Consider the following 22792-nt stretch of genomic DNA (forward strand, 5'->3'; position numbering starts at 1 on the left):
CAATGATAAACTTGATACTATTAATCTTTTAATTGTTGTTGCTCCCCCTTCCAATTTAATAATTTTGTATTACTTGTAAATTAAAAGTTACATTGATAATAGTACCATAATCCTAATAGTTAATAGAAGTTAATTTCAACAAAATTCTCCATATTTCCCTTTTCCCTTAAACTATTCTAGAATATTAAATTCCAATCTATAAATCTGTTCTATCATTGATATAAAGCCTTTTTCACGTATTGATTTTTACAATAGAATCAATGTGACATAATAAAACTAAAATGTTGGATTTAATTACCATGTGGTTAAGGGGTAGTTATTGTTATATAGGGGTAATTATTGTTATATAGGGGTAATAATGTTAAGTGGCATTTTGTGGTACTCACTTGTAAAGTTGTGTTATATTCTTCATTTTCGTATAATGAATGTTGGATTAATTTTTATGACAGGAAGGAAAAGACCATGAGCTTTATTTCAACCATCGTTTCTGAACAAATTAAGAGTTTCTATTTAATAAGAAGATTGTCTTTGTATGAATTAAAAAGTTCCAATAATAATAATTATCTGGGGATGCTGTGGGAGCTACTTAATCCAGGTATTCAAATTGCGATCTATTGGTTTGTTTTTGGTTATGGTATCAGAGCTGGTGAAAAAATAGACGGTGTTCCTTTTTTTCAATGGATGCTTGCAGGAATAATCCTTTGGTTCTTTATTTTACCCTCCATTACACAGGGGTCTAAATCAATCTATACCCGAATAAAGATGATTTCGAAAATGAGCTTTCCGATGAGTGTCATTCCGACATACGTTATTTTTTCTAAGCTCTACCCACACTTGTTATTAATTGTGATCAGCACTGTCATCTTTCAATTTTCTGGTTATCCAATTAGCATATATTTCTTACAATTGCCATATTTCCTGGTTTCAACTGTCATCCTGCTGGTAGCCATTTCATTAGTGACGTCTACCTTATCGACGATTGTCCGGGATGTCCAAATGATTGTTCAGTCCATCATGAGAATCATGTTATACTTAACACCGATCTTATGGGCAACATTCAGCTTGCCTGAGTGGGTTCAATCCCTGATGAAATTAAATCCTCTCTATTATTTAATTGAAGGTTACCGCGCTGCTTTCCTGGGAAAAGGCTGGTATGCAATTGACAATTTACAGTACACCTTATATTTCTGGGCCATTGTGATCATCATACTGTTAATAGGTTCTATGCTTCACATAAAATTCAGAAGACACTTTATTGATTTTATATAAATGGAAGTGAAAAAAATTGGGTAAATCCGTTATCGTCAAAAATATAACAAAACGATATAAACTATACACCAAAACTTCAGAGAAATTATTAGACATCCTTTTGCCCAAGAGCTTTGGTGAAGATTTCTATGCTCTGAAAAACGTCAGCTTCGAAGCTGACGAAGGAGATATCATTGGCTTTGTTGGAGTCAACGGTTCAGGGAAATCAACATTATCAAACATTATTGCAGGTGTCGTTCCGGAAACCTCAGGAAGTGTCGAAGTGAAAGGTCAGGCATCCTTGATTGCTGTTTCCTCCGGACTAAATAATCAATTATCCGGCCGGGAAAATATTGAATTAAAATGTTTAATGTTAGGATTCAGCAAAAAAGAAATCCGTGAATTAGAACCAGATATTATCGAATTTGCGGAAATAGGAAAGTTCATTGATCAACCAGTTAAGTCCTATTCAAGTGGAATGAAATCCAGACTGGGGTTTGCCATATCGGTGCATACCAATCCTGATATTCTCATCATTGATGAGGCGTTGTCCGTAGGAGATAAAGCCTTCGCAGAAAAATGTCTTGATAAAATGGAAGAATTCAAAAAAATGGGAAAGACCATGTTCTTTGTCAGCCACTCAATTGGTCAAATGAAGCAATTCTGCGAAAAGGCTGTTTGGTTAGAATTCGGAGAAATAAAAAGTTATGGACCCATTAATGAAGTGATTCCTCAATATGAAAAGTTTTTAAAAACGTATAAAACAATGTCTAAGCAAGAAAAAGTTAAATATAGAGAAGAAGCAATTAAAAAACGCAGTGAAAAACCTGTTCCTGCCACCACATAAGCCAAAAAGCCTTAGTCTTAATTGAGACTAAGGCTTTTTTATGCCCAAATGGAAATATGTCCATAGTACTATGGTTTTATTTTGAATTATATCCTTATTTTTCTTTGATATGTGATAAAATGACATTATATTATATCAATCGACTCAAGAATTGAGAAAGAAGGAGAAAATCAAGTGAAAAAAACACTAGTTACCGTCGCTACTACAGCTGTCCTCTCAACAACATTTGTCGCATCTGCCGCTGCCAGTTCCCATAAAGTCGAGTCCGGTGACTCTCTTTGGTCCATTGCCCGTAAATATGATACATCCGTTGCGCTCCTTAAAGATATAAACAAATTGAAATCCGACATGATCTTCCCAAATCAATTACTCAAGGTAGATACTGATCAAGTTGACGCGCCTGACACTACTGCCTCCAAACCTGCGCAGCCTGTTTCGGCAAAAAAATACATAGTTAAGTCCGGTGATACACTTAGCGCTATCGCTTACAGGCATTCTATTACTCTGGCAGAATTACAAAAGTGGAATAACATTAATAGTTATTTGATTTATCCAGGCCAGGCACTTGTTGTTAGTCAAGGAAGTTCTGCCGGAGACCAAGAGAGCAGCAATACAAGTAAACCGTCTCCTTCTACACCCCCGAGACAGGAAAGCTCAAGTACATACACGGTCAAATCCGGGGATACCCTGTCTCATATTAGTGTAAAATACGACGTTTCTGTTCAGGATATTAAACGATTAAATAACCTTTCCAATGACTTAATCTACGTCGGTCAGGTATTGAAGGTTGGAAAATCACAAGTATCACAACCCGCACCACCAACTGAAACGCCATCAAACGAAGACAGCAATACGTCTTTCAACACAAGTAAACTCATTTCCCATGCAAAAGCACAGCTTGGCATCCCGTACGTATGGGGGGGTTCTACAACATCCGGCTTCGACTGCAGCGGTTTCATTTACTATGCTTTCAATAAGAGTGGTGTGAAAGTAACCCGCACATCAAGTGAGGGATATTACAACCGTTCCTATTATGTCCATAAACCAGCAGTAGGGGACCTGGTCTTTTTCGAAAATACATACAAAAAAGGGATTTCCCACTTAGGTATTTACGTAGGGGACAACAAGTTTATTCATGCCGGTGATAATGGAGTGGAAATTACCAGTTTAAATAATTCGTATTGGAAATCTAAACTTGATGGCTTTAAACGCTTTTATGATTTGTAAAATTGGATAGACCACTACCTGGTAGTATGTTCCCAATAGCCAAAATGGAAATGTACTACTTGGCAGTGTAAACCGGAGCGCAGTGTTGCGCTCCGGTTTTTTATTTATCTCTGTTTCCATACCTCTGATTGTCACATTTTGTAGAATAATATTTACTTTCACCGTACATGAAATATATTCCAATCCGATATGGATTATGGTTTAATTAATTGATTTTACTATTCTATTAGACGATGGAGGATATTATGGGGAAAAAGGTGTTTAAAAGTTTACTAGTAATAATCATGATGTACAGTCTGTGCCTTTCACAAGTCCCTCGAACACATGCTGAAGAGGGAAAGGTGCTCGAAGAAGAACCTTTGCTGCTATCTGAAGAGAAGAACACAAGCTTTAAACCTGACGAAAATATTCATTGGTATACGATAACCCCTTCCGAAGAAAGCATTGAACACTTCACTCACTTTCGGATTAAGCTGCAAGCTCAAGAAGAAGTCAATTTAACTGTCTATTCCAGTCTGGAAAATGCCACAAACGATCAAACGTTTGATCAATATAGAACGTATTCTTATTCAAATGAAACAGCGTCCGTGGACTTCCCTATATCCTGGACGGGGTCTTATTATCTCAAGGTAGAATCTTATGTGGAAGAAGAAGCTGTAGAGGAACATAAAGAAAATGAAATTCCCTATACCATCACCTATGATGGTGTTTCCCTTCCCCCATCCAATGGCGTCATTGGTGAGGAATGTCCTGCTGAGTTAAGCACGAAAGAACGAGAAAATGGGAAAGCCATTTTACACGATCTACGCACGATAAGGGAATCTCTTTTATCCGGCACGGAAGACGGGAAAAAGTTGACCTCTCTATACTATAAAGCCGCTCCTTTTATCAGTTCAAAGATGATATTCAGCAAACAAACTAGAGAAGAAGTCTACTCTGGCCTTGTTACCCTGAAGAGTTTATTGGCGGATACAGCAAAAAATGGAGATTCCAGCTCCTATACCATTTCTTCTAAAGAACAGGAAGCAATCAACAGCCTGTATACCATTGCCTATAATTCAGTCCCTTCTCCTCTTAAGGAAAAAATTGAGGACGCAACCAAGAAAGTGGATATCTCTACCTTGGCGAACGCGTCTGTTTCACAGGTGATTTCAAAGGCAGGATTGTCCAGTCATACACCTGCAAATCCATCACGGCTAATCGTGAAAATGAAAGATGGAAAATCTCAAAGCTCCCTTGAGTCGAAGATGAAATCTTACGGTGTAAAATCCGTCGATCCCATCGCTAACGATGAAAGCGCATCATCTGAGAACCTCTTTGTAGTGGAGCTCAATGATAAAGGCAAGCCCTTTGCCGCAAGCTCTCAGACAACGCCCCAACAGATTGCCAAGCTTTCAGAGGTGGAATTTGTGGAGCCTGTTCAATCCTATCAATCATTATCGGCCGATAGTCAATATCCTTATCAATGGTCGTTGCAAAACAATGATATGGTGTCTGGAGACATACGTTTTGAACCATTGTATACGCTATTGAATGGGAAGAATCTTGAACCAACGGTGATTGCCGTTGCTGATACAGGTGTCGACCACACGTTAGCCGACCTTTCAGACAAAGTACTTGTGGAAAAAGGGAAAAACTTTGTGGATCGCTCTGATGACACGATGGATGACAACGGTCACGGGACCCATGTTTCATCCATCATAACGGCAAATACAGATAACCATTATTCCATAGCCGGGATCAACCCATTTGTTAAGATTCTCCCAATCAAAGTCCTTGATGGCGGCGGCAGCGGAGATACAGAACAAATCGCCTATGGGATCATGTACGCAGCTGATCAAGGTGCAAAGGTCCTTAACCTTAGCCTTGGCGGACCGTATAGTCGTACAATCGAATATGCCCTGCAATACGCCAGCAAGAAAGGCGTGACGATTGTCGCTGCAAGTGGAAACGATGGAATGGAAGAACTATCGTACCCTGCGTCTTCCAAATATGCGATTGCCGTCGGTTCTACGAATCGTCTGGATATCGTATCTGACTTTTCCAATTATGGGAAGGGACTTGACCTGGTCGCTCCAGGTTCAGACATTCCTGCCCTTATGCCGGATGGCAATGTTACTTACATGAGCGGTACGTCCATGGCAACACCTCATGTGGCTGCTGTGGCGGGCTTACTGTTGTCACAGAACCCGAATCTAAAGCCTGCAGACATAGAGAAGATATTAACGGAAACGGCCAAGGATGTCTCATTTGACGAACAAGATAATCCATATGTCGATGAAGAATATTATGAAGAAGATCCTGAATATCCGATGGAAGAGGTTGTACCAGGTTATGATGCCATTTCAGGCTGGGGTCGTATGAACGCCTATAGTGCCGTCAGCGCAGTAGAGCTCTCAGCAAAGGTTAACCCGATCTTAAACAATCAAACGAAAGTGACAGGTTCAGCCAAAACCGGGTCAACCATCAAAATTATGAATGGAACGAAGCTATTAGGTAGCGGTTCAGCAAAATCAGGTGCATTCAGCATTACGATCCCTGTTCAAAAAGCCGATCAAATCCTGGATGTCATTATCTCGAATCAGGACGCTTCCACATCGATTAAAAAAATAGTAGAAAAAGCACCAAATAAACCTTATGTAAACAAACTGACCAACCTGTCCACTTCGGTCTTGGGAAGTACAGAACCAAACTTGAAAGTAACGGTCAAGGATTCATCACGAAAAATCATTGCCTCAGGAATCGGAAATGACGAAGGTGACTTCAGCATAAAGATTCCTAAACAAAAAGAGTATTCTACGTTATATGTAACGGTTCTCGATGGTTATAAAGAAAGCTCCGAGGTAAAAGTGGTCGTTGCCGATGTCATAGCCCCTACTACTCCAAAGGTGAATGCCATCAGTGATCTAAGCACCAGCATCACTGGATCTGCCGAAGCATCATCTACAGTGACAGCCAAAGTGAATGGGAAGCAAATCGCAGCGGTCAAGGCCAGCTCTAAAGGTCAATTCACCTTAAAGATCAAGAAGCAAAAAGCAGGCTCCACAGTGGTTGTCACGGCGAATGATGCTGCCGGTAATATCAGTAAGGGAACCAACCTGAAAGTCATTGACAGGACCCCTCCTGCAGCACCTAAAGTAAAGGCGGTCAGTGATGCAAGTACATCCATTTCGGGAACGACTGAAGCCAATGCTTATGTGGTGGCAAAAGTTAAAGGAAAGCAAATCGCAACAGCCAAGGCCAGCTCTAAAGGTCTGTTCACCTTAAAGATCAAGAAACAAAAAGCAGGGTCCACTGTGATTGTGACAGCCAAGGATGCTGCTGGTAATCTCAGTAAGTGGACTAATTTGAAAGTTAGTGATAAGACCGCCCCGGCGATGCCGAAAGTGAATACTGTAACAACGAAGAGCAAAACCGTGTCAGGAAAAACAGAACCTAATACTTTCGTTACGGTAAAAGCCGAATCCAAAACGATTGGTACCGTCAAAGCAAACAGCAAAGGATCTTTTACAGTGAAAATCAATACTCAGAAGGTGAAGACTGTTTTGTTTGTGACAGCTAAGGATAGGGCGGGGAATGTGAGTAAGGTGAAGAAGGTCATTGTTAAATAGTGAGTAACCTCTTTAGTGGTTATAATAAAAGGCTCCCGATTCTTGATAGAATTCGGGAGCCTTTTTAGTTCGTCCTAACTTAGAAATTCATAATAAATGACGCATGGATCCAATGTACCTATTTTCCAATAGAAGTAAACTTTAATCTTCATTGGAAGTAAGCTCAATGTCATCTATCATAATATTCCATACTAAGATAGTTATCCATAATCGATAATAAAAATGTTAAACGTCCCCTATATGATTTCAATAACCAATTACCAGGCAAAGCAAAGAGTACTGCATTTTAAATAAAACTAAAAAGCATCCAAAATCATGACCTACTCTTGTTAAATCAATGCACTTAATTCCTTTATTCTGTTTTCAATAAATTGAATGTGTCTGGTATCTTGTTGAAGGTCGAAAACGACGATTGCTTTTTTCATAAACTTGACGGCTTCCTCAGGTTTATTCATTAGCTCCATGTTATATCCTATTTGATAATGTAACTCACCTAATAGGAATACACTATCTTTATGCAGGCACCATTTTATCCCATCTTCACAATATTTATTTGATTCTTCCAGTCTATTAAGACGAGTTAACACCCTCGTAATATGATAATAATGTCGGGTTTTTATTGTATAATCATTCAAGTGGGGAAGAAGCTGAAGATGATGCTTGACCTCCTCAAAAACCTCTAGCGCCTTATTAATGTCTTCTTTAAAGTAAATTGCCCCCAATGCCACAAAGATTTCTAATTCTCGCTCAAGCAAAATCTTCCCCTTGTTATGGGTGAGATGGATGGCTTCTTTTAGAGTATCAACTGATTTACTCAAATCTTTCTTTACTTCATATAAATAGATTCCTTTATGCCATAGCAACAACTGTAAGTTTTTGTTGTTTTGTGAAAATAACGGATTATCTAATTCAGCTTTTACAATATCCATCATTTCTTCATATCTCCCACTTCTGCGGAGTATCTGGAGCTGTTGGAATACTTCCTGAAAGTAATCTAGCCGTGGAGTTGTCCCGATATCAAAAAAATAGTTCACATCTACTCCCAACTTCTGAGAAATTTGATACAATGTAGAAGCATAAGGATAGACATCCCCTTTTTCGATTTTACTGATCTGCGCTTGTGTACATATCCCCTCGGCAAGATCTTCTTGAGAAAGACCACTCGTTTTTCTTAACTCTTTTATTTTGTTTCCCACTGCTTTAAAATCCATAAAATCCACCCCTAAATATGCCTAGAGTTATATTTTTGAAGAAATCAAATGAAAAGCCTAATAATAGGCTTTTAAATTAGGTAATTTGGCATCATATTCCGAATGTACAAAATGTTAATATGTGTTTTAATTATTATAACAAATATTTCTTTTATTTTACCGAACATTGATTCGAACAAGAAAGGGAGGAAAGTCCTATGAAGAGACGTTTTCTTACAATTTTAACAGCATCGGTTCTTCTTTTTGGAATTGCAGGACTTGCAAATAACGATACTGAAACTGCAAATGCACAAATTCAACAAGTTGAACTTCCAACAACTCAACATTAATCAACATGTTAAAGCTTCCTCCAACCAGGAAGCTTTTTTCTTTCAGAAAAATATGCTTATAGGAATATGCTTAGAATTATGAAAGAAAAGAAAAGAAAACGTTTTACCCATTAAAATAAGGTTTTTTAGCTCCTACACATTCATGAGCCAAAATACACACTATCTTAAAACGTGCTAGGATAAAAGTACAATAAAAGAAAGGGGGCTTCATGATGAAAAGCATAAGCATGAAAGTAAATCCTCTATACTCGGATTTGGATATGTCGATCCAGTTCCATTTCGAATTCTCCAAAGGTGATTGTAAGCTCGGGGAAGCCATGGTTTCTACGTATGCCTTGAATAACCAGGTATCGTATCGTAAGTCCCACAGTGGCACTTCAACCTTAATAGAAAAGTGTGCAGTCATTGATCGGTTTGATGTGGTGGGTGAGCTTGGTGAAGTAAGCATGAATAAGCTGAGACACTTTCTGAAGGTGATTGGGATGAAAGAAATTCATTGTGGGTATGAGATGAATAGAGAGAATGTCAGCAATTAATTTTATAGCAAGACCATTCCCAAATAGAGCGTGATGGTTGTTTAATGATTTTGGTTCGTGAATATTAATAAATAAGCTTTAGGAAAGTAGATTTTACTTCCCTAAAGCTTTTTATTATTTTATAAGTGCTTCCATCATTAAAGAAGCGGCTATTCGACTGGTCATATCCCTTATGTCCAGGGTCGGGTCGATCTCGACAAGGTCCATCGTGTGGACCTTAGGATGCTTGAGTGTAGCCTGAACCGCCTCCCTGAGTGTATCCGGGTGCATCCCCCCGGGACCGATTGCCGGGCAGCCTGGGGCATATGTCTGGTCGAGGACGTCCATGTCGACGGAGAGGTAGATGGTGTCGACTTGGGATTCCAGTTGGACCAGTGATTCCTGGATGAGTTTTATTATGTTTTGTTGTCTGACGTCCTTCATCGTATACACCGTTACCCCCTGCTCAATGGCGTAATCATGGTACGCTTTCGCATTGGCGTAGTTGCGGATGCCGATCTGGATGAGATGCTCTCCTTGGATGTGGCCACCTTCTAGTAATCTCCTAAAAGGCGTACCGTTGGTCGGCCCCCCGTCCCCGGTGTTTCTGAGGTCATGGTGGGCATCGAATTGGATGATCCCGACCGTTCCCTTTGTTTCCTTGATGGCTTTGACCGTGGACGTGGTGATGGAATGATCGCCTCCCAGGATGATGGTGAAAGGTGCAGCATTTGTACTTGTGGCTGCTTTGACAGATTCATAGATTCGCTGATGCGATTCTTCGATGGAGGTCGGATGCATGGTGATGTCACCGAAGTCTATAATGGATTTATTGTCTTCGGCGAGGTCCGTCCCTCTTTCGATGTTGTAGGTCGTGAACGAGTTAAGGCAGCGTCTGATGGCGTCTGGTGCGAAGCTTGCTCCTGAGTGGGAGATGGAGGGTTTGGAGAGGGGGGCGCCGATGATGGCGATGTCCCCTTTCTTCCCTTCTTCCCAAGGCGTCAGGAGTTCTGCTGCTTTGGTTGTGTAACGGTCTTTGAATTGTGCTTTTCCCGCCGGCTTAATGTGTTGAAATGTGTTCATGAAGCTTCTCCTTGCGGTAGATGATGCGGCCGTCTTTCATGACTGTATGGGTGTGATTCACCCCGTAATGATAAGGAACGTAGTGATAATTCGGGACATCCCACAGGACGATGTCGGCTTTTCTTCCGGTTACTAGTTTTCCTGCCGAGTCTCCCCTGTTGATGGCATATGCTGAGTTGACGGTGACGGCGTTCCAGATTTCTTCCGGTGTCATTTTCAGCTGTAGAGAAGCCAGGTTCATGATGAACTGCAGGTTCTCCGTCGGCGAGCTTCCCGGGTTGAAGTCCGTGGAAAGGGCGATAGCCGCTCCCGCTTCCAGCATGCCTCTTGCGTTGGCGAACTTCCCTTTATTCAGGTAGAAGGACGTGCCTGGCAGGAGGACAGCGATGGTGTCGGTTTTGCCTAATGCCTGGATGCCTTTATCGGAAGCTCCTACTAAGTGGTCTCCGCTCGTGGCGCCGATTTCCGTTGCCATTTCCGTGCCGCCGAGTGGATCGATTTCGTCGGCGTGGATTTTGACGGAGAAGCCTTTTTCTTTCGCTTTTTTCAGGAACTGCCGGGACTGTTCGACGGTGAATACCCCGGTTTCGCAGAAGATATCGACGAATTCGGCGAGTTGTCCTTTTTCAATGTCGTTTAGCAGGTCGAGCATTTCCTGTAGGAATTCATCGGAGCGGCCTTTGAATTCCGGTGGGATAGCGTGTGCTCCCAGGAATGTTGAGACGATTTCAGCCGGGTGGGAATCGTTGAGCTTTTTTGACACTCTCAGCTGTTTCAGTTCTGTCGGACGGTCAAGGCCGTAGCCACTTTTCGCTTCTACTGTGGTGACTCCGTATGAAATCATCCTGTTTAGGTGGAAGCGTGCTTTCGTTAGGAGCTCCTCTTCCGATGCTTCCCGGGTGGCTCCCACTGTTGATAGGATGCCGCCACCTCGTTTCAAGATCTCTAAGTACGGGACTCCCTGCTGCTTGAGGGCCATTTCATGTTCACGTGAGCCACCGAAGACCAGGTGCGTGTGTGGATCGACGAGACCTGGTGAGACGAGCTTCCCTTCTGCGTCGATTCGTTCCGTCGCTTTGAGGGTTTTCGCTTCTTCGTGCGTGCCGATCCAGGCGACAAGGCCGTCTTTGATGGCAATGGCCGAATTCTCGAGTACAGGGAGGCTGCTCATTGCCTCCCCTTTCAAAGGTCCGTCCCCATGATCCATCGTCAGGAGCTGGCCGATGTTGTCAATGATCGTGTCGAAATGTGTTGCGGTCATCTTATTCTCCTCCTTTGTTCATTGGGATGTGGATGTTGTTTTTTTCAGCTGTTTTTTCTGCAATGTCGTAGCCCGCATCCACGTGACGGATGACACCCATACCAGGATCTGTTGTCAGTACTCGCTCTAGACGTTCTTGTGCAAGGTCCGTCCCGTCTGCCACCACGACCATTCCAGCGTGTAATGAATAGCCCATTCCTACTCCGCCACCGTGGTGGAAAGAGATCCAGGAACCGCCTGCCGCTGTGTTGATGAGGGCATTCAGGATTGCCCAGTCACCCACTGCGTCACTTCCGTCCTTCATGCTTTCCGTTTCACGGTTCGGTGAAGCAACGGATCCACAATCCAGGTGGTCACGTCCGATGACGACCGGTGCTTTCAGTTCGCCGTTTCGGACTAATTCATTGATGGCAAGCCCCATCTTCACACGTTCGCCGTAACCCAGCCAGCAGATACGGGAAGGAAGTCCCTGGAATGCCACTTGTTCCTGTGCCATATCGATCCAGCGATTCAAAGCTTCGTTTTCAGGGAAAAGCTCTTTGATCAGTCGGTCCGTTCTGTAGATATCTTCAGGATCTCCAGATAGTGCCGCCCAGCGGAATGGCCCTTTTCCTTCACAGAATAGTGGGCGGATGTATGCCGGTACGAATCCAGGGAAGTCGAAAGCATTGTCTACCCCTTCATCCTTCGCTACCTGACGGATATTGTTACCGTAGTCGAATACGATGGATCCTCTGTGTTGGAATTCAAGCATCGCTTCGACGTGTTTGGCCATGCTTTTTTGTGATAGCGTCGTGTAGGCTTTCGGATCCTGCTTGCGCAGTTCTGTTGCTGCTTCTAGTGAATAACCTTCTGGTACATAGCCGTTTAGCGGATCATGAGCAGATGTTTGGTCGGTTACGATATCGATTTTAACGTCACGCTTAAGGAGTTCATGATGCACCTCGGCAGCATTTCCAAGTAGGGCAATAGACAGAGGCTTACCTTGATCCCGTGCTTCATACGCCATCATTAATGCTTCATCGATGGAATCTGTCTTCACGTCACAATATTTTGTGTCCAGGCGCTTTTGGATTCGCTCAGCGTCGACATCGACTGCAATCATGACTCCACCGTTCATCGTGACGGCGAGTGGCTGCGCTCCACCCATTCCGCCTAACCCGGCTGTGAGGGTGATCGTCCCTTTAAGAGAGTTATTGAAGTGCTTCTTCGCGAGTGCTGCGAACGTTTCGTATGTCCCTTGCAGTATCCCTTGTGTTCCTATATAAATCCAGCTTCCCGCCGTCATTTGGCCGTACATCATCAAGCCTTGTTGATCAAGCTCGTGGAAGTGCTCCCAATTGGCCCATTTTGGTACAAGGACTGAGTTGGACAACAGTACTCTTGGCGCCGCTTTATGAGTTTTGAACACACCAACCGGTTTACCGGATTGAACGAGCATGGTTTCATCGTTTTCCAGATTTCTGAGTGTGTGGACGATTGCGTCGAAGGACTCCCAGTTTCGTGCCGCTTTCCCGATTCCGCCGTATACGACGAGCTCTTCAGGAATTTCCGCTACCTCGGGATCAAGATTGTTGTAGAGCATGCGAAGGACCGCTTCCTGCTCCCACCCTTTACATTCAAGGTCCGTCCCTCTTTTTACATGTACGATTCGTTTGTCTGCCTTAACCATTTGTCGTTTCCTCCTTTGTTTTGGTTGGTTTGATGAGTGTGCTTAGCGTTGTTTGTTGCAGCCACTGATTGGCTTTTTCTATGTCTTTCGAGAAAATCCGGTCCTTGGTGATGGAAGGAATGACCTTTCTCGCTTCTTCGTAAAATTGTCGCGTCCTGCTTGCCATGAGGTCCGTCCCTCGGTGTTCTGCTGCCTGCAGGTTGCAGATGAGCTCGACTGAGAGGACTCTTCTCGTGTTCTGAAGGATCTGGTAGGCGTGACGTGATCCGATGGTCCCCATGCTGACATGGTCTTCCTGGTTCGCTGATGACGGGATCGAGTCGACGCTCGCCGGATGTGCCAGTGTTTTGTTTTCTGAGACGAGTGATGCCGCACAGTATTGCATGATCATGGCGCCTGACTGCAGTCCCGGCTGTGGACTCAGGAACGGCGGCAGATCATTAAGTTGCGGGTTCACCAATCGCTCGATTCGTCTTTCAGAGATGTTGGCAAGTTCTGCTATGGCGATTTTCATAAAATCCATGGCAAAGGCAATCGGCTGACCGTGGAAATTCCCGCCTGAAATGACCTTTTCCCCGTCATCAAATATAAGCGGATTATCCGTTGCCGCATTCATTTCGATCTCGAGCTTTTCTTTCACGTAATCAAGTGCCTGCCACGATGCTCCATGTACCTGCGGGATGCATCTTAAGGAGTACGCGTCCTGGACTCTCAGCTCCCCTTGCTTTGTCGTGAGCTTGCTGTCCTGTAAGTAGTTCCTGATCCGTTCTGCCGTTGCGACTTGTTGAGGATAGCCCCTTACTACATGAATATCTTCGTCGAAAGCATCCATGATTCCTCTAAGGCCCTCCATGGTCAGACTCGCGATCATTTCACTTTGGAAGGCAAGTTCCTCTGCTTCCAGATACCCGATGATACCCATTGCCGTCATCGCCTGGGTTCCATTGATGAGTGCCAATCCTTCTTTTGCTTGAAGCTGGATCGGGAAGATATTCTCTTTTGATAGCACCGGCAGGGTTTGATGGACTTCACCCTGATGATGGACTTCTCCTTCACCCATCAGGGCCAGAGCTAAATGGGATAGAGGTGCTAAGTCTCCGCTTGCTCCCAGTGAGCCTTGCTGTGGGATCACTGGGTGGATTCCTTTGTTGAGGAATTCTGCTAATCTCTCGACAATGACCGGCCTAACACCGGAATATCCTTTTAACAGAGCGTTACATCTTAGCAGAAGCATCGCACGTGAAACGTTCTCCGGAAACGGATCACCTACTCCGCAAGCATGAGAATGAATTAAGTTCAGCTGAAGCTCCTCTACATCATCAGCATCGATCAACACATCACTGAACTTGCCGAAGCCCGTATTGATCCCATACACCACACGCTTCTCCTTCACAATCTTCTCAACCGCTTCACGACTCTTCCGCACACGCTCCATACTAAGCGGCGAAAGCTCCACAAGCTCCTTCCCATAAATAATCCTCTTCGCTTCCTCCAACGTTAAACTACAACCCGTTAACTCAACCATTCTGATCACCTCTTTATATTTTTCAAACCTTTAGGGACGGACCTCTAAAAATCCCCGTTATTGCTGTATGTCCCGTCCATAAACACCGTTATTACCGGAATTTCCGCTTTAATGCTTTAAATCACTGCGGGACGGACCCTTTAAACTCACAAAAAGGAGGCTCGACCAAAGACAGACTTCTGCCTTTGGTCGAGCCTCCTTTCAACTAATATCTCTAGGCTCTATACTTTAAATATGATTGATTCCAAGTCCGATCGTTTCGTGCTCTAATCCCTTAATGGGGGCACCAATCGTCCCATATAACGCTACAGCGATCCATTCGCCTTCCTCTTCACTTGCATATGGAGTACCTCTCACAACCGAAAAGCGCAATCCAACCGTACGAAGGATCTCACCTAATTGGGCATGACCCCGGGTGACCCCTGTCAAAGCTTCCATGATCGCGTGGTACAAGGCGTGCATCTCCCGGTACAAATCTTCCCGGACCAGGTCACTCCTCTTCGCTGCCGTTTCGATCGCAGCCACGATTTTCTGACTGTCCATAGATCCGATTTTTCCAGTGCAGTAGCTCCAATTCAGTTCATTGAAATGACGATTCCACTCTTCCTCTTCCCTGTCTACGAGGAGAAGAAGCATGGCGTTCTTTCCGATACGAGTATGATCTGTCTTATCCAAGTGGCATTCGCACCTTACGTGAAAATTCTAAAAATACTAATAACTACTTTCATTGTATGGTCTGATTCAGAAGAGGTCAACGAAAATAATGGTGATTTTAGAAACTTAGAGAGGTAGTTTGGTAGCGTGGTAAAGGGTTTTCAGAGGGTAACAGAAGATAACATGTGAAGGTCCGTCCCTCAAAAAAAGACGTACCTATTCGAGTTAGGTTCGCCTCATTCCTCCTTTACTCTTCTTGTTTTTTTCCTTTTCCTTTGAATACTTGGGGATTGTTCATGAGGTAGGTCACGGTTCCATTATCGGATTTCAGGCTTAAGTAAGATAGAATATCTTGTTTGTCTTCATGAGAAAGCCTGCCATCCACAGGGTAAAGGGGCAAAATATTCAGTTGCTCCACTCCCTTCCGCTTTTCCAGTACAATCTTGCACTCCTTTGGGGCGCTGTCATTAATACGGACAAACTTGAAGGGGATGGAATGGTTTCGATCGATGGGAACCGCAAACAATGTGGTGAACCCGACAGTTTCGAGAATCTTGTCAGAGTACATGATGCTTTCCAGGGCATGTGAAAATCCCGGTGGTTGGTTTACAACGACTAGCGTATTGGAATAATGCTGACCTTGAAAAACGACTAAATGTTTCTTTGATTTCTTGACACTTCTTTTGGAAACGTGAAAATCCTCGAATACTAAAATAAACTCTTTTTTCATATTTTCCTCCTCTTGAAAATAGTTATTTTTTCCTACAGATTATGAATTTCGACATATTTATTTATAATCCTCTAAAATTTTCCAAATTATTTTAGTCTTTTCATTTTTTAATTGTAATTTGATGCAGTCCCTCGTCTTGGACTTCCTTATCTACATAATCCTTATATCGTTTTACCTTTGGTGCCGGAAAATAGTTGAGGGTGCGCTCTTTTGAAAGAAGAGGATTATCAATGGCATTGATATAAAACGGATAACTGCTCCAGGGGTATTTCTCGGGGTGAACGGTGAGTTTTGCTTCAACGGGATTGTAGTGGATATACCTGCTGACTTTGATAAAGTACGATGGGGTATCGATTTTGGTGGATCCATATCTTCTTTGGAAAACATGACCGACATAGTCATATTTCTTATTGAAGTATACGGCGTAGCGGGTATGAAGAGTGCGGATGATCTTTTCTAGTGGAACATGATGGGTTTCAATCAGCAAATGAATGTGGTTGGACATCAAACAGTAGGCGTGGATGGTAGTAGGGTACTTGTCTTTCGTATCCTGCAAATACGTTAAATACTTCCTGCGGTCTTCATAATCATGGAACAAATCCTGCTTCCGGTTTCCTCTCGCGGTAACATGGTAAGTAGTTCCCGGACTCCAATCCCGAGGCGCTCGAACCATAACATCACTCCTTCTCTAAAGTTTCGTTTCGTAATCGTACACTAAATCTATTCGACACAACTTCCAAAAATCCTCTTTTTTTATGAGGGACGGACCTGTTTATTCATGATACAACCTAAGTAAATTGACCGGGTAGAGGTCCGTCCCTCAAATGATCTCTATCTATCTTTTCCGTTTCGGTGATGAACGTGATTGGTGATGCTTTCTTGAGAGTAGTAGATTATCCGTCCTGTTCTGTGGTGCTTGGTGCTTAATATCAGGTTTGAATCTGATTTCAATCGAATCCACCTGATTCTTCCTTTTACTCCCTCTTGTTTTAATTTGCCCTTCATTATTTCCCCCATTCCATCCCCACCTTTATCCACTATTCGACAAAATCACAATTATATTTACATTTTAATACGTTTTACTGTAATTTTGTATATTTTTTACATTTTATGTTCATTTGTAATCAAAATAAGTATTTCAAAACGTGTAATTTTCCTATACCTGCACACAAAACCTTTATCTTGAAGAAAAAAGGGATAGTCGGTGAGAACAATGGATTTACATGTAGAGCTACAACGTTATCGCAATGACATATTAGAACTTACCCAGAGAGAAGCCTCCCTTCGTTTAAATATCAGCCAGAGCGCGTTATCAAACTATGAAAATGGCACAAGGGACATCCCGTACAAGATGCTCCTTACCTTTAAAGAAGTATATAAAATCCCTACCCATGAAATGAACCGAATCATGTTCGGCGAAGAAAGCAGGGTTCTAGGACACAGCCACGATCCCATGATCCTGAGAGAAAACTTTGAAGACGATGAAACGAAAGAAATTCTAAAAACCCTTCAGCAGCACCCAAAATTCAAACGAACCCTGTCCTCCCTCTCCTACTTCACAGAAAAGCGCAAAGAAAAATTCATCAACCACGTAAACCACCTCTACCAGACGATGAAAGATTGGTAGAATCTTTCGGGAGGGACGGACCTCTGAATTAAAAGTGAAACCATGAATAAATCAGGTTTTCTTCTCCGTCCTTCCTTACTAAGTGAGGTCCGTCCCTCACTTATCGAAACAATTCCAACAAAAAAAACGCTTAGATTCCACATGGTGGATTCTAAAGCGCCTTTTCACTCTGATTTGTAGTGTAGCCTAATTGTAATTCCTGTTTTAACCAATGGATCATTGTATCTGTGTCCATGTGTCCTTGTTGACCCTTGTCAAATGCTTTTTGCAGAACAGAAAGTACATACTGCTCATCATTAACCTGCCCCTTCAAATAGACAACCTCCTACAAAAAATTACACTTTTATTACTTTATTCATTCTATTACACTAATTTTCCTTCAATAAACTTCTTTCATTAATAATTTTACCAAATAATCCAATAATCATCATCATTTTTTAAAATTTTTTCCAATAAATAAGGATGAAATACCTATTACGCTTTGTAGTAATATGTCGATACACTAAAAGTAGGGTTCTGAATAAATGGCAAAATCATCGAAAGGTGATGACGCAAAGCTAAAGGGGCTAATCAGGCCAGCCAGCTACCAAACCGGGAGGGATTGTAATTGTCGTTTTTAACACCAGAAGAAATATATATTAGAAAGAAAGCAAAGAAAAAGTGGATGTATGCAGGGCTGTTTTTGTTTACGATCATCCTCATTGCAGGTACGACGATTCTTACGTACCAGATGTAAAGCGTCCATCCGGCGCTTTTTTTAGTTCAAATGACATTCTACAATTTATGGAAAAGTTCGATAAATTCCGATAGAATAGTAGATGGAATCTATTCTAGTTGGGGGACTATACTTTATGCATAAAGAAGTCAGACTTTTCAGAGGTTTATCCAAACCATCATTCTTCTTTTATCAACTCAAAGACATGGAAGTCGTAACAGGATATAGGAAAAAAATATTTCATCTCTTATGGCTGTCTATTTTTGTCTTTGGCCTCATTTCATCTTTCGGGATCGGTATGGATCCTCTTTCAAAAGATATTACAACGCTCTCACCAATCACTTATGAATTAGAAAAGTTCTTATTTTTCTTGGGGAGGTTATTAGCAGGTTTGCTTTATGCTGCCATTATCCTCTTTTTCTGTTCCCTTATATTTTGGACCATTTCAGATGAAGGCGAATATCGAAAACTCGTTATGACGCAAGGTGTAGTCTTAATTATTTTACTACTGGAACAACTTACCTATATACCCTTGTCGCTCTTTTTTTCACTTGAATGGTATTCTTCCCCATTATCGCTCGGAGTCATAACCCAGTATGCTACCTCCAATACATATATAATTTATTTAATGGGAAGCTTTTCACTCTTTAAGGCTTGGGTATTTTTCATTCAATATAAAGGACTCAAACGATTAACCGGTCAGAAAAATTGGATTATCTGGTTGGTGATCTTCCTTACTAACCTTTTCATCTGGTCTTTAAATGCCTTATTGGCTTATCTAAGTATTTCAACTCTACTCTAACTATCAAAAGGCTGTGAACATTTATGAAAAAAAGGACCATTTTCTATACTACCCTCACTGTGTCGCTCCTTTTTATAGGTGCCAATACATATCTCATTGAAAAGGCGGACAGCAAGGTTGACCGGGAAGTCCGTGTCGCTGAATGGGAACCTGTCAACAAAGGGGATCTGGTAAAAGAATTGCCAAAACCGGGTGTCGTTGCTTCCGAAGAAGAAAACTACATCTATTTCAATGACGAATTCGGTTCATTCAAAAAGTTTCTCGTCAAAGAAGGGGACCAGATCAAATCCGGTACCCCCCTTTATGAATATGAAGTAACCGATCAATCCCAGCAAAAGAGCGTCCTGGAATCAGAGGCCGATCAACTGGAAGACGAGATCGACAATATCGAAGACAACATTTCTGATCTTAAACGACTGGAGTCTTCCCTCCCATCAGGGTCGACTGACGACAAAGAAATTCCGATTGACGCCAGTGCCCTTCAATCGGAATATGATTTAAAAAAAGAGATTGCCGCTAAAGAGCTGGAAATCGACCGCTTAGAGAGTCAAATTGATAATCTGGAGCGCCAAATCAAGGATATCGAATCCTACGAAACAACCCTTACCGTCCAAAGCAGCGTGGAAGGAACCATCAAGGATCTATCCCATGCCATCGACAATCCATTGATCACGATTGCATCGCAGGCAACCGTTGTTACGGCGGACCTTACAGAAAAAGAAATCACGACGGTAGATGAAAACATGAACGCAACCGTTCAATCGGATATTGAGAAAAAAACACAAAAGGGGACCGTCACCAAAGTGGCAACCCTGCCAAAAAACGATCCGCATATTCAAACGGATAGCCTGTACCCAATAGAAGTAAAACTTCAGGACCCCGAGAACGAACTGCTTCCAGGTCATCACGTCTTCTTATCCGTTATAACGGAAGAAATAAAGGGGGCATTCGTGGTCCCTGTGACGGCGATTGAAAAAGATCAACATTCAACATACATTTGGGTTCTAACTTCAAAAGGCAGCGTTGAAAAACGTAAAGTTGAAACCGGCCTTGCAGTTGATGGGCAGCAGCAAATCAAGTCCGGGGTGAAAGAGGGAGAATACTATATCGTATATCCTGGTGATATCCCTGCATTACAACACGGAGCTACGTTCATTACGGCCCTTGATTGGGATAAAGTGAAGCTGAGAGACTTGAAGAAATTCGATCGTCCGACGATTCTTGAAAATGTGTTGTTGGGGATCCTGGAACGGAAATAACATTACGCAGTATATGGAAAGCGTCCTTTCAACGGAGAAAGGGCGCTTTTTTTAAAATAGTCATCCTTCATCATTCCCCCTCATCCTCTCATCGATTAAAAAGAAAATGACTGCGCAGCACATGGCTCCTGGTAAGACACCTGGGAAGATAAAATAAGTGAACGCCCCCATTCCAATATGTATGAGTCCAGAAATCCAAAGCCGCATAGAAGAAACCTTCATAGAAATATACTCAGCCATTAGTGAAACGGGTATGCCAAATAAAAAATTCCCGCCCATACTAAACAACAGCACCAATAATATAAATAGAGAAAACTCACCATCTACACGATAGGAATCCCCTTTTAACACGGACATAGCGAAATAGAAAATAAATAAGCCTGCCGTGAAACAGATGGAGGTATAAAAAGCGACTTTGATTTTCCTGTAACCATCTTTCCATATCCCTTCTCTAATGGCTGGAACCAAAAAGATAACAAGCAGCAGTCCCAGTAATGCCATGACCTCTATTGGTGTATGAGAGACGAGTAAAATAGTGATAAAAACCAACATTGAAAAAATGAACATAACATTCCCTTTCATCATGTATGATCACAAACCTTTTTATTTCATTGTATAACACCTGATAAGTGGACAACATGATCGATTACTGTTTTCTCCCATAAACTATACATACTCCTCCCCCTGCAACAAATACTAACAATCAACACGAACAAAAGGAGCGATTACCCACCATGAAAACACTCAAACGCCTTATCACCCTGACGATCCTCTTATCCCTACTCTCCTTCTCACTCCCCACCTCCTGCCTGCTCGCCGCGCCACCACCACCAAAAAACGTCATCCTCATGATCATGGACGGCACCAACTCCGACATCCTCACCCTGTCCCGCTGGTACCGAGGGACGGACCTCCAATTGGATAAAATTCTGGTAGGCGGAGTCCGGACCTATTCTGCCCAGTCAGCGATCACCGACTCCGCTGCTGCAGGGTCCGCCATGGCCTCGGGTATGAAGACGAAGGCTGATTACATAGGCATGAACCCTGACGGCAGACCCGTATTGACGGTCCTTGAAGGAGCCAGGCTGTCCGGATACAAGACCGGAATCGTGTCCACCTCGCCCATCCAGCACGCCACGCCCGCTGCCTTCACCTCCCACGCCTTGAACCGGGATGAATTCGGGGATATCGGGGAACAGCAGGTGTATCAAGGTCTCGACGTCGTGTTAGGGGGAGGGGCTGCGTGGTTAAAGCCCCAAGCCAAGGACCATACCAAAGACGACGACGGCATGCTGAAAACCAAGCAGGTCAGCCGTGAAGATGGAGAAAACCTGGTGAAGGAAATCAATTCTTCAAAATATGACATGGTTCTGAAGAGGGACGGACTTCTAAAACGGCCACCCACGTCCCCTAAGCTCTGGGGAGTATTCGCCGATGAAGACATTTCTTATGAATTGGACCGGAAGACATTAAAACCCGAGGAGCCATCCCTTGCAGAGATGACCAGAACAGCTATTGATCGACTTTCTCAAGGTGAGAAAGGATTCTTTCTCATGGTCGAAGGCAGCAAAGTAGACTGGGCGGCCCATAAAAACGATCCAGTAGGAATGATCAGTGAGGTTCTGAGCTTTGACGATGCTGCCCGAGAGGCACTCGATTTTGCCCGGAAGGACGGGAATACCATGGTAGTTGCCGTGACGGATCACGGAAATAGCGGTTTGACCCTTGGCAATCAGGGGACAAACGGTCATTACAAAACCCTGCCTGCCGGGAAATTTATTGAGCCCTTGAAGAAGGCAAAGCTTACCGTCAAAGGGGCCACCTCTCAGCTCAAAAAGGATCGATCGAATGTAAAAGAAGTCCTATCAAGCTATGGATTAGAAAACCTGAGTAAGAAGGAATATTGTGCGATGGAAGGCGCTGACAGTGTGGAGGACCTCGAAAGCGAGATGGTGAAACTGATGGCGAAACGGGCAAACCTGGGCTTTACCACTCACGGTCACACCGGCGAAGACGTCTTTTTATACGCGTATGGGCCAGGTAAGCCGGTTGGACTGATCGAAAACACAGCTATTCCGAAGGTAATCTCTTCATACATGGGATTTTCACTTAAAACCGGTCCCTTCGCTTCCTGGTATGTGGACGGAGTGACATTTTACCGTGATAAGGGATATAAGGTTCAGGTTGAGGGACGGACCTCGAAAAATCCTGTGATGGTTGTGAAGCGTGGAGATGAAGTGCTGCGTTTTCCGGAGAATAAGAACTTTTATTGGAGAAATGATGAAAAAGTGGGGTTGAAGAGCGTGAACGTGTATGACGGAGAGAGGTTTTATGTGCATGTAGAGGAGTAGGATGTTAATTTGGGAGGGATTGATTTCGCTGGTTTATTTATATTAGCGACTGCCCTCCCCCCGGTGCCAGGCACCAAATTCAGCATCTGTGCCAGGCACCGCCACACCGCCCGCCACACCTCACC

At 43.1% G+C, this 22792-nt stretch carries 22 protein-coding genes and 1 riboswitch; of the genes, 11 read left to right on the top strand and 11 right to left on the bottom strand.

Annotation, left to right across the window (positions count from 1 at the left end):
* Positions 1-462 precede the first annotated feature (462 nt).
* The 4 genes from BAA9072_RS09315 to BAA9072_RS09330 all read left to right on the top strand — a co-directional run bounded on the left by BAA9072_RS09315 (position 463) and on the right by BAA9072_RS09330 (position 6933).
* On the top strand, positions 463-1269 hold the full coding sequence (locus BAA9072_RS09315; RefSeq protein ID WP_201714415.1) for an ABC transporter permease: 807 nt from the start codon (positions 463-465) through the stop codon (positions 1267-1269).
* Between the two features lie 16 nt (positions 1270-1285).
* Positions 1286-2095, top strand: a complete 810-nt coding sequence (gene tagH / locus BAA9072_RS09320; RefSeq protein WP_201714416.1) for a teichoic acids export ABC transporter ATP-binding subunit TagH — start codon at positions 1286-1288, stop codon at positions 2093-2095.
* Between the two features lie 174 nt (positions 2096-2269).
* Positions 2270-3322, top strand: a complete 1053-nt coding sequence (locus tag BAA9072_RS09325) for a LysM peptidoglycan-binding domain-containing protein (RefSeq protein ID WP_201714417.1) — start codon at positions 2270-2272, stop codon at positions 3320-3322.
* A 245-nt stretch (positions 3323-3567) separates the two neighbouring features.
* Positions 3568-6933 (top strand): S8 family peptidase, encoded by a 3366-nt coding sequence (locus BAA9072_RS09330; RefSeq protein ID WP_201714418.1) that lies wholly within the window; start codon positions 3568-3570, stop codon positions 6931-6933.
* A 329-nt stretch (positions 6934-7262) separates the two neighbouring features.
* Here the strand turns inward: BAA9072_RS09330 and BAA9072_RS09335 are convergent, their stop codons facing one another.
* Positions 7263-8144, bottom strand: a complete 882-nt coding sequence (locus BAA9072_RS09335) for a helix-turn-helix domain-containing protein (protein WP_201714419.1) — start codon at positions 8142-8144, stop codon at positions 7263-7265.
* Positions 8145-8341: 197 nt separating this feature from the next.
* Between BAA9072_RS09335 and BAA9072_RS24480 the strand changes: the two genes are divergently transcribed.
* The gene (locus tag BAA9072_RS24480) at positions 8342-8473 is read left to right on the top strand and encodes a hypothetical protein (protein WP_269139935.1); all 132 of its coding nucleotides are present in this window, start codon (positions 8342-8344) and stop codon (positions 8471-8473) included.
* 209 nt (positions 8474-8682) lie between these two features.
* Positions 8683-9009 carry a hypothetical protein gene (locus BAA9072_RS09340; RefSeq protein WP_201714420.1) on the top strand — a complete coding sequence of 109 codons (327 nt, stop codon included), beginning with the start codon at positions 8683-8685 and terminating at the stop codon, positions 9007-9009.
* Positions 9010-9123: 114 nt separating this feature from the next.
* Here the strand turns inward: BAA9072_RS09340 and hutG are convergent, their stop codons facing one another.
* The 8 genes from hutG to BAA9072_RS09380 all read right to left on the bottom strand — a co-directional run bounded on the left by hutG (position 9124) and on the right by BAA9072_RS09380 (position 16930).
* Complete coding sequence (gene hutG / locus BAA9072_RS09345; protein ID WP_201714421.1) at positions 9124-10071, bottom strand: formimidoylglutamase; 948 nt, start codon at positions 10069-10071, stop codon at positions 9124-9126.
* A complete protein-coding gene (hutI, locus tag BAA9072_RS09350) occupies positions 10049-11332 on the bottom strand; it encodes an imidazolonepropionase (protein WP_201714422.1) in 1284 nt (427 codons plus the stop codon). The genes hutG and hutI overlap by 23 nt, the downstream gene beginning before the upstream one ends.
* Position 11333: 1 nt before the next feature.
* Complete coding sequence (hutU, locus tag BAA9072_RS09355; protein WP_201714423.1) at positions 11334-13004, bottom strand: urocanate hydratase; 1671 nt, start codon at positions 13002-13004, stop codon at positions 11334-11336.
* Positions 12997-14529, bottom strand: a complete 1533-nt coding sequence (gene hutH, locus BAA9072_RS09360) for a histidine ammonia-lyase (RefSeq protein ID WP_201714424.1) — start codon at positions 14527-14529, stop codon at positions 12997-12999. The genes hutU and hutH overlap by 8 nt, the downstream gene beginning before the upstream one ends.
* Positions 14530-14757: 228 nt before the next feature.
* Positions 14758-15204 (bottom strand): hut operon transcriptional regulator HutP, encoded by a 447-nt coding sequence (gene hutP / locus BAA9072_RS09365; RefSeq protein ID WP_269139936.1) that lies wholly within the window; start codon positions 15202-15204, stop codon positions 14758-14760.
* Between the two features lie 226 nt (positions 15205-15430).
* Complete coding sequence (locus tag BAA9072_RS09370) at positions 15431-15913, bottom strand: hypothetical protein (protein ID WP_201714425.1); 483 nt, start codon at positions 15911-15913, stop codon at positions 15431-15433.
* A 100-nt stretch (positions 15914-16013) separates the two neighbouring features.
* Entirely contained in the window at positions 16014-16586 is a 573-nt protein-coding gene (locus BAA9072_RS09375; protein WP_201714426.1) for an REP-associated tyrosine transposase, read from the bottom strand.
* A gap of 158 nt (positions 16587-16744) precedes the next feature.
* Positions 16745-16930 carry a hypothetical protein gene (locus tag BAA9072_RS09380; protein ID WP_201714427.1) on the bottom strand — a complete coding sequence of 62 codons (186 nt, stop codon included), beginning with the start codon at positions 16928-16930 and terminating at the stop codon, positions 16745-16747.
* A 196-nt stretch (positions 16931-17126) separates the two neighbouring features.
* On the opposite strand from BAA9072_RS09380, the gene BAA9072_RS09385 reads away from it, so the two are divergent.
* Complete coding sequence (locus BAA9072_RS09385; protein ID WP_201714428.1) at positions 17127-17540, top strand: helix-turn-helix domain-containing protein; 414 nt, start codon at positions 17127-17129, stop codon at positions 17538-17540.
* A gap of 151 nt (positions 17541-17691) precedes the next feature.
* Here the strand turns inward: BAA9072_RS09385 and BAA9072_RS09390 are convergent, their stop codons facing one another.
* Complete coding sequence (locus BAA9072_RS09390; protein ID WP_201714429.1) at positions 17692-17853, bottom strand: hypothetical protein; 162 nt, start codon at positions 17851-17853, stop codon at positions 17692-17694.
* A 203-nt stretch (positions 17854-18056) separates the two neighbouring features.
* A riboswitch (cyclic di-GMP riboswitch) is annotated at positions 18057-18131 on the top strand.
* Positions 18132-18147: 16 nt separating this feature from the next.
* Here BAA9072_RS09390 and BAA9072_RS24485 point away from each other — a divergent pair.
* The 3 genes from BAA9072_RS24485 to BAA9072_RS09400 all read left to right on the top strand — a co-directional run bounded on the left by BAA9072_RS24485 (position 18148) and on the right by BAA9072_RS09400 (position 20316).
* The gene (locus BAA9072_RS24485) at positions 18148-18276 is read left to right on the top strand and encodes a hypothetical protein (protein WP_269139937.1); all 129 of its coding nucleotides are present in this window, start codon (positions 18148-18150) and stop codon (positions 18274-18276) included.
* Between the two features lie 115 nt (positions 18277-18391).
* Positions 18392-19057, top strand: a complete 666-nt coding sequence (locus BAA9072_RS09395; protein ID WP_201714430.1) for a hypothetical protein — start codon at positions 18392-18394, stop codon at positions 19055-19057.
* 23 nt (positions 19058-19080) lie between these two features.
* Positions 19081-20316, top strand: a complete 1236-nt coding sequence (locus BAA9072_RS09400; RefSeq protein ID WP_201714431.1) for an efflux RND transporter periplasmic adaptor subunit — start codon at positions 19081-19083, stop codon at positions 20314-20316.
* A gap of 60 nt (positions 20317-20376) precedes the next feature.
* On the opposite strand, the gene BAA9072_RS09405 is transcribed toward BAA9072_RS09400, so the two are convergent.
* On the bottom strand, positions 20377-20883 hold the full coding sequence (locus BAA9072_RS09405) for a hypothetical protein (RefSeq protein WP_201714432.1): 507 nt from the start codon (positions 20881-20883) through the stop codon (positions 20377-20379).
* A gap of 167 nt (positions 20884-21050) precedes the next feature.
* Here BAA9072_RS09405 and BAA9072_RS09410 point away from each other — a divergent pair, with 167 nt between their 5' ends.
* Entirely contained in the window at positions 21051-22667 is a 1617-nt protein-coding gene (locus BAA9072_RS09410) for an alkaline phosphatase (RefSeq protein ID WP_201714433.1), read from the top strand.
* The last annotated feature ends 125 nt before the right edge of the window (positions 22668-22792 follow it).

The sequence above is a fragment of the Rossellomorea arthrocnemi genome, assembly GCF_904424705.1.
GTDB lineage: Bacteria > Bacillota > Bacilli > Bacillales > Bacillaceae_B > Rossellomorea > Rossellomorea arthrocnemi.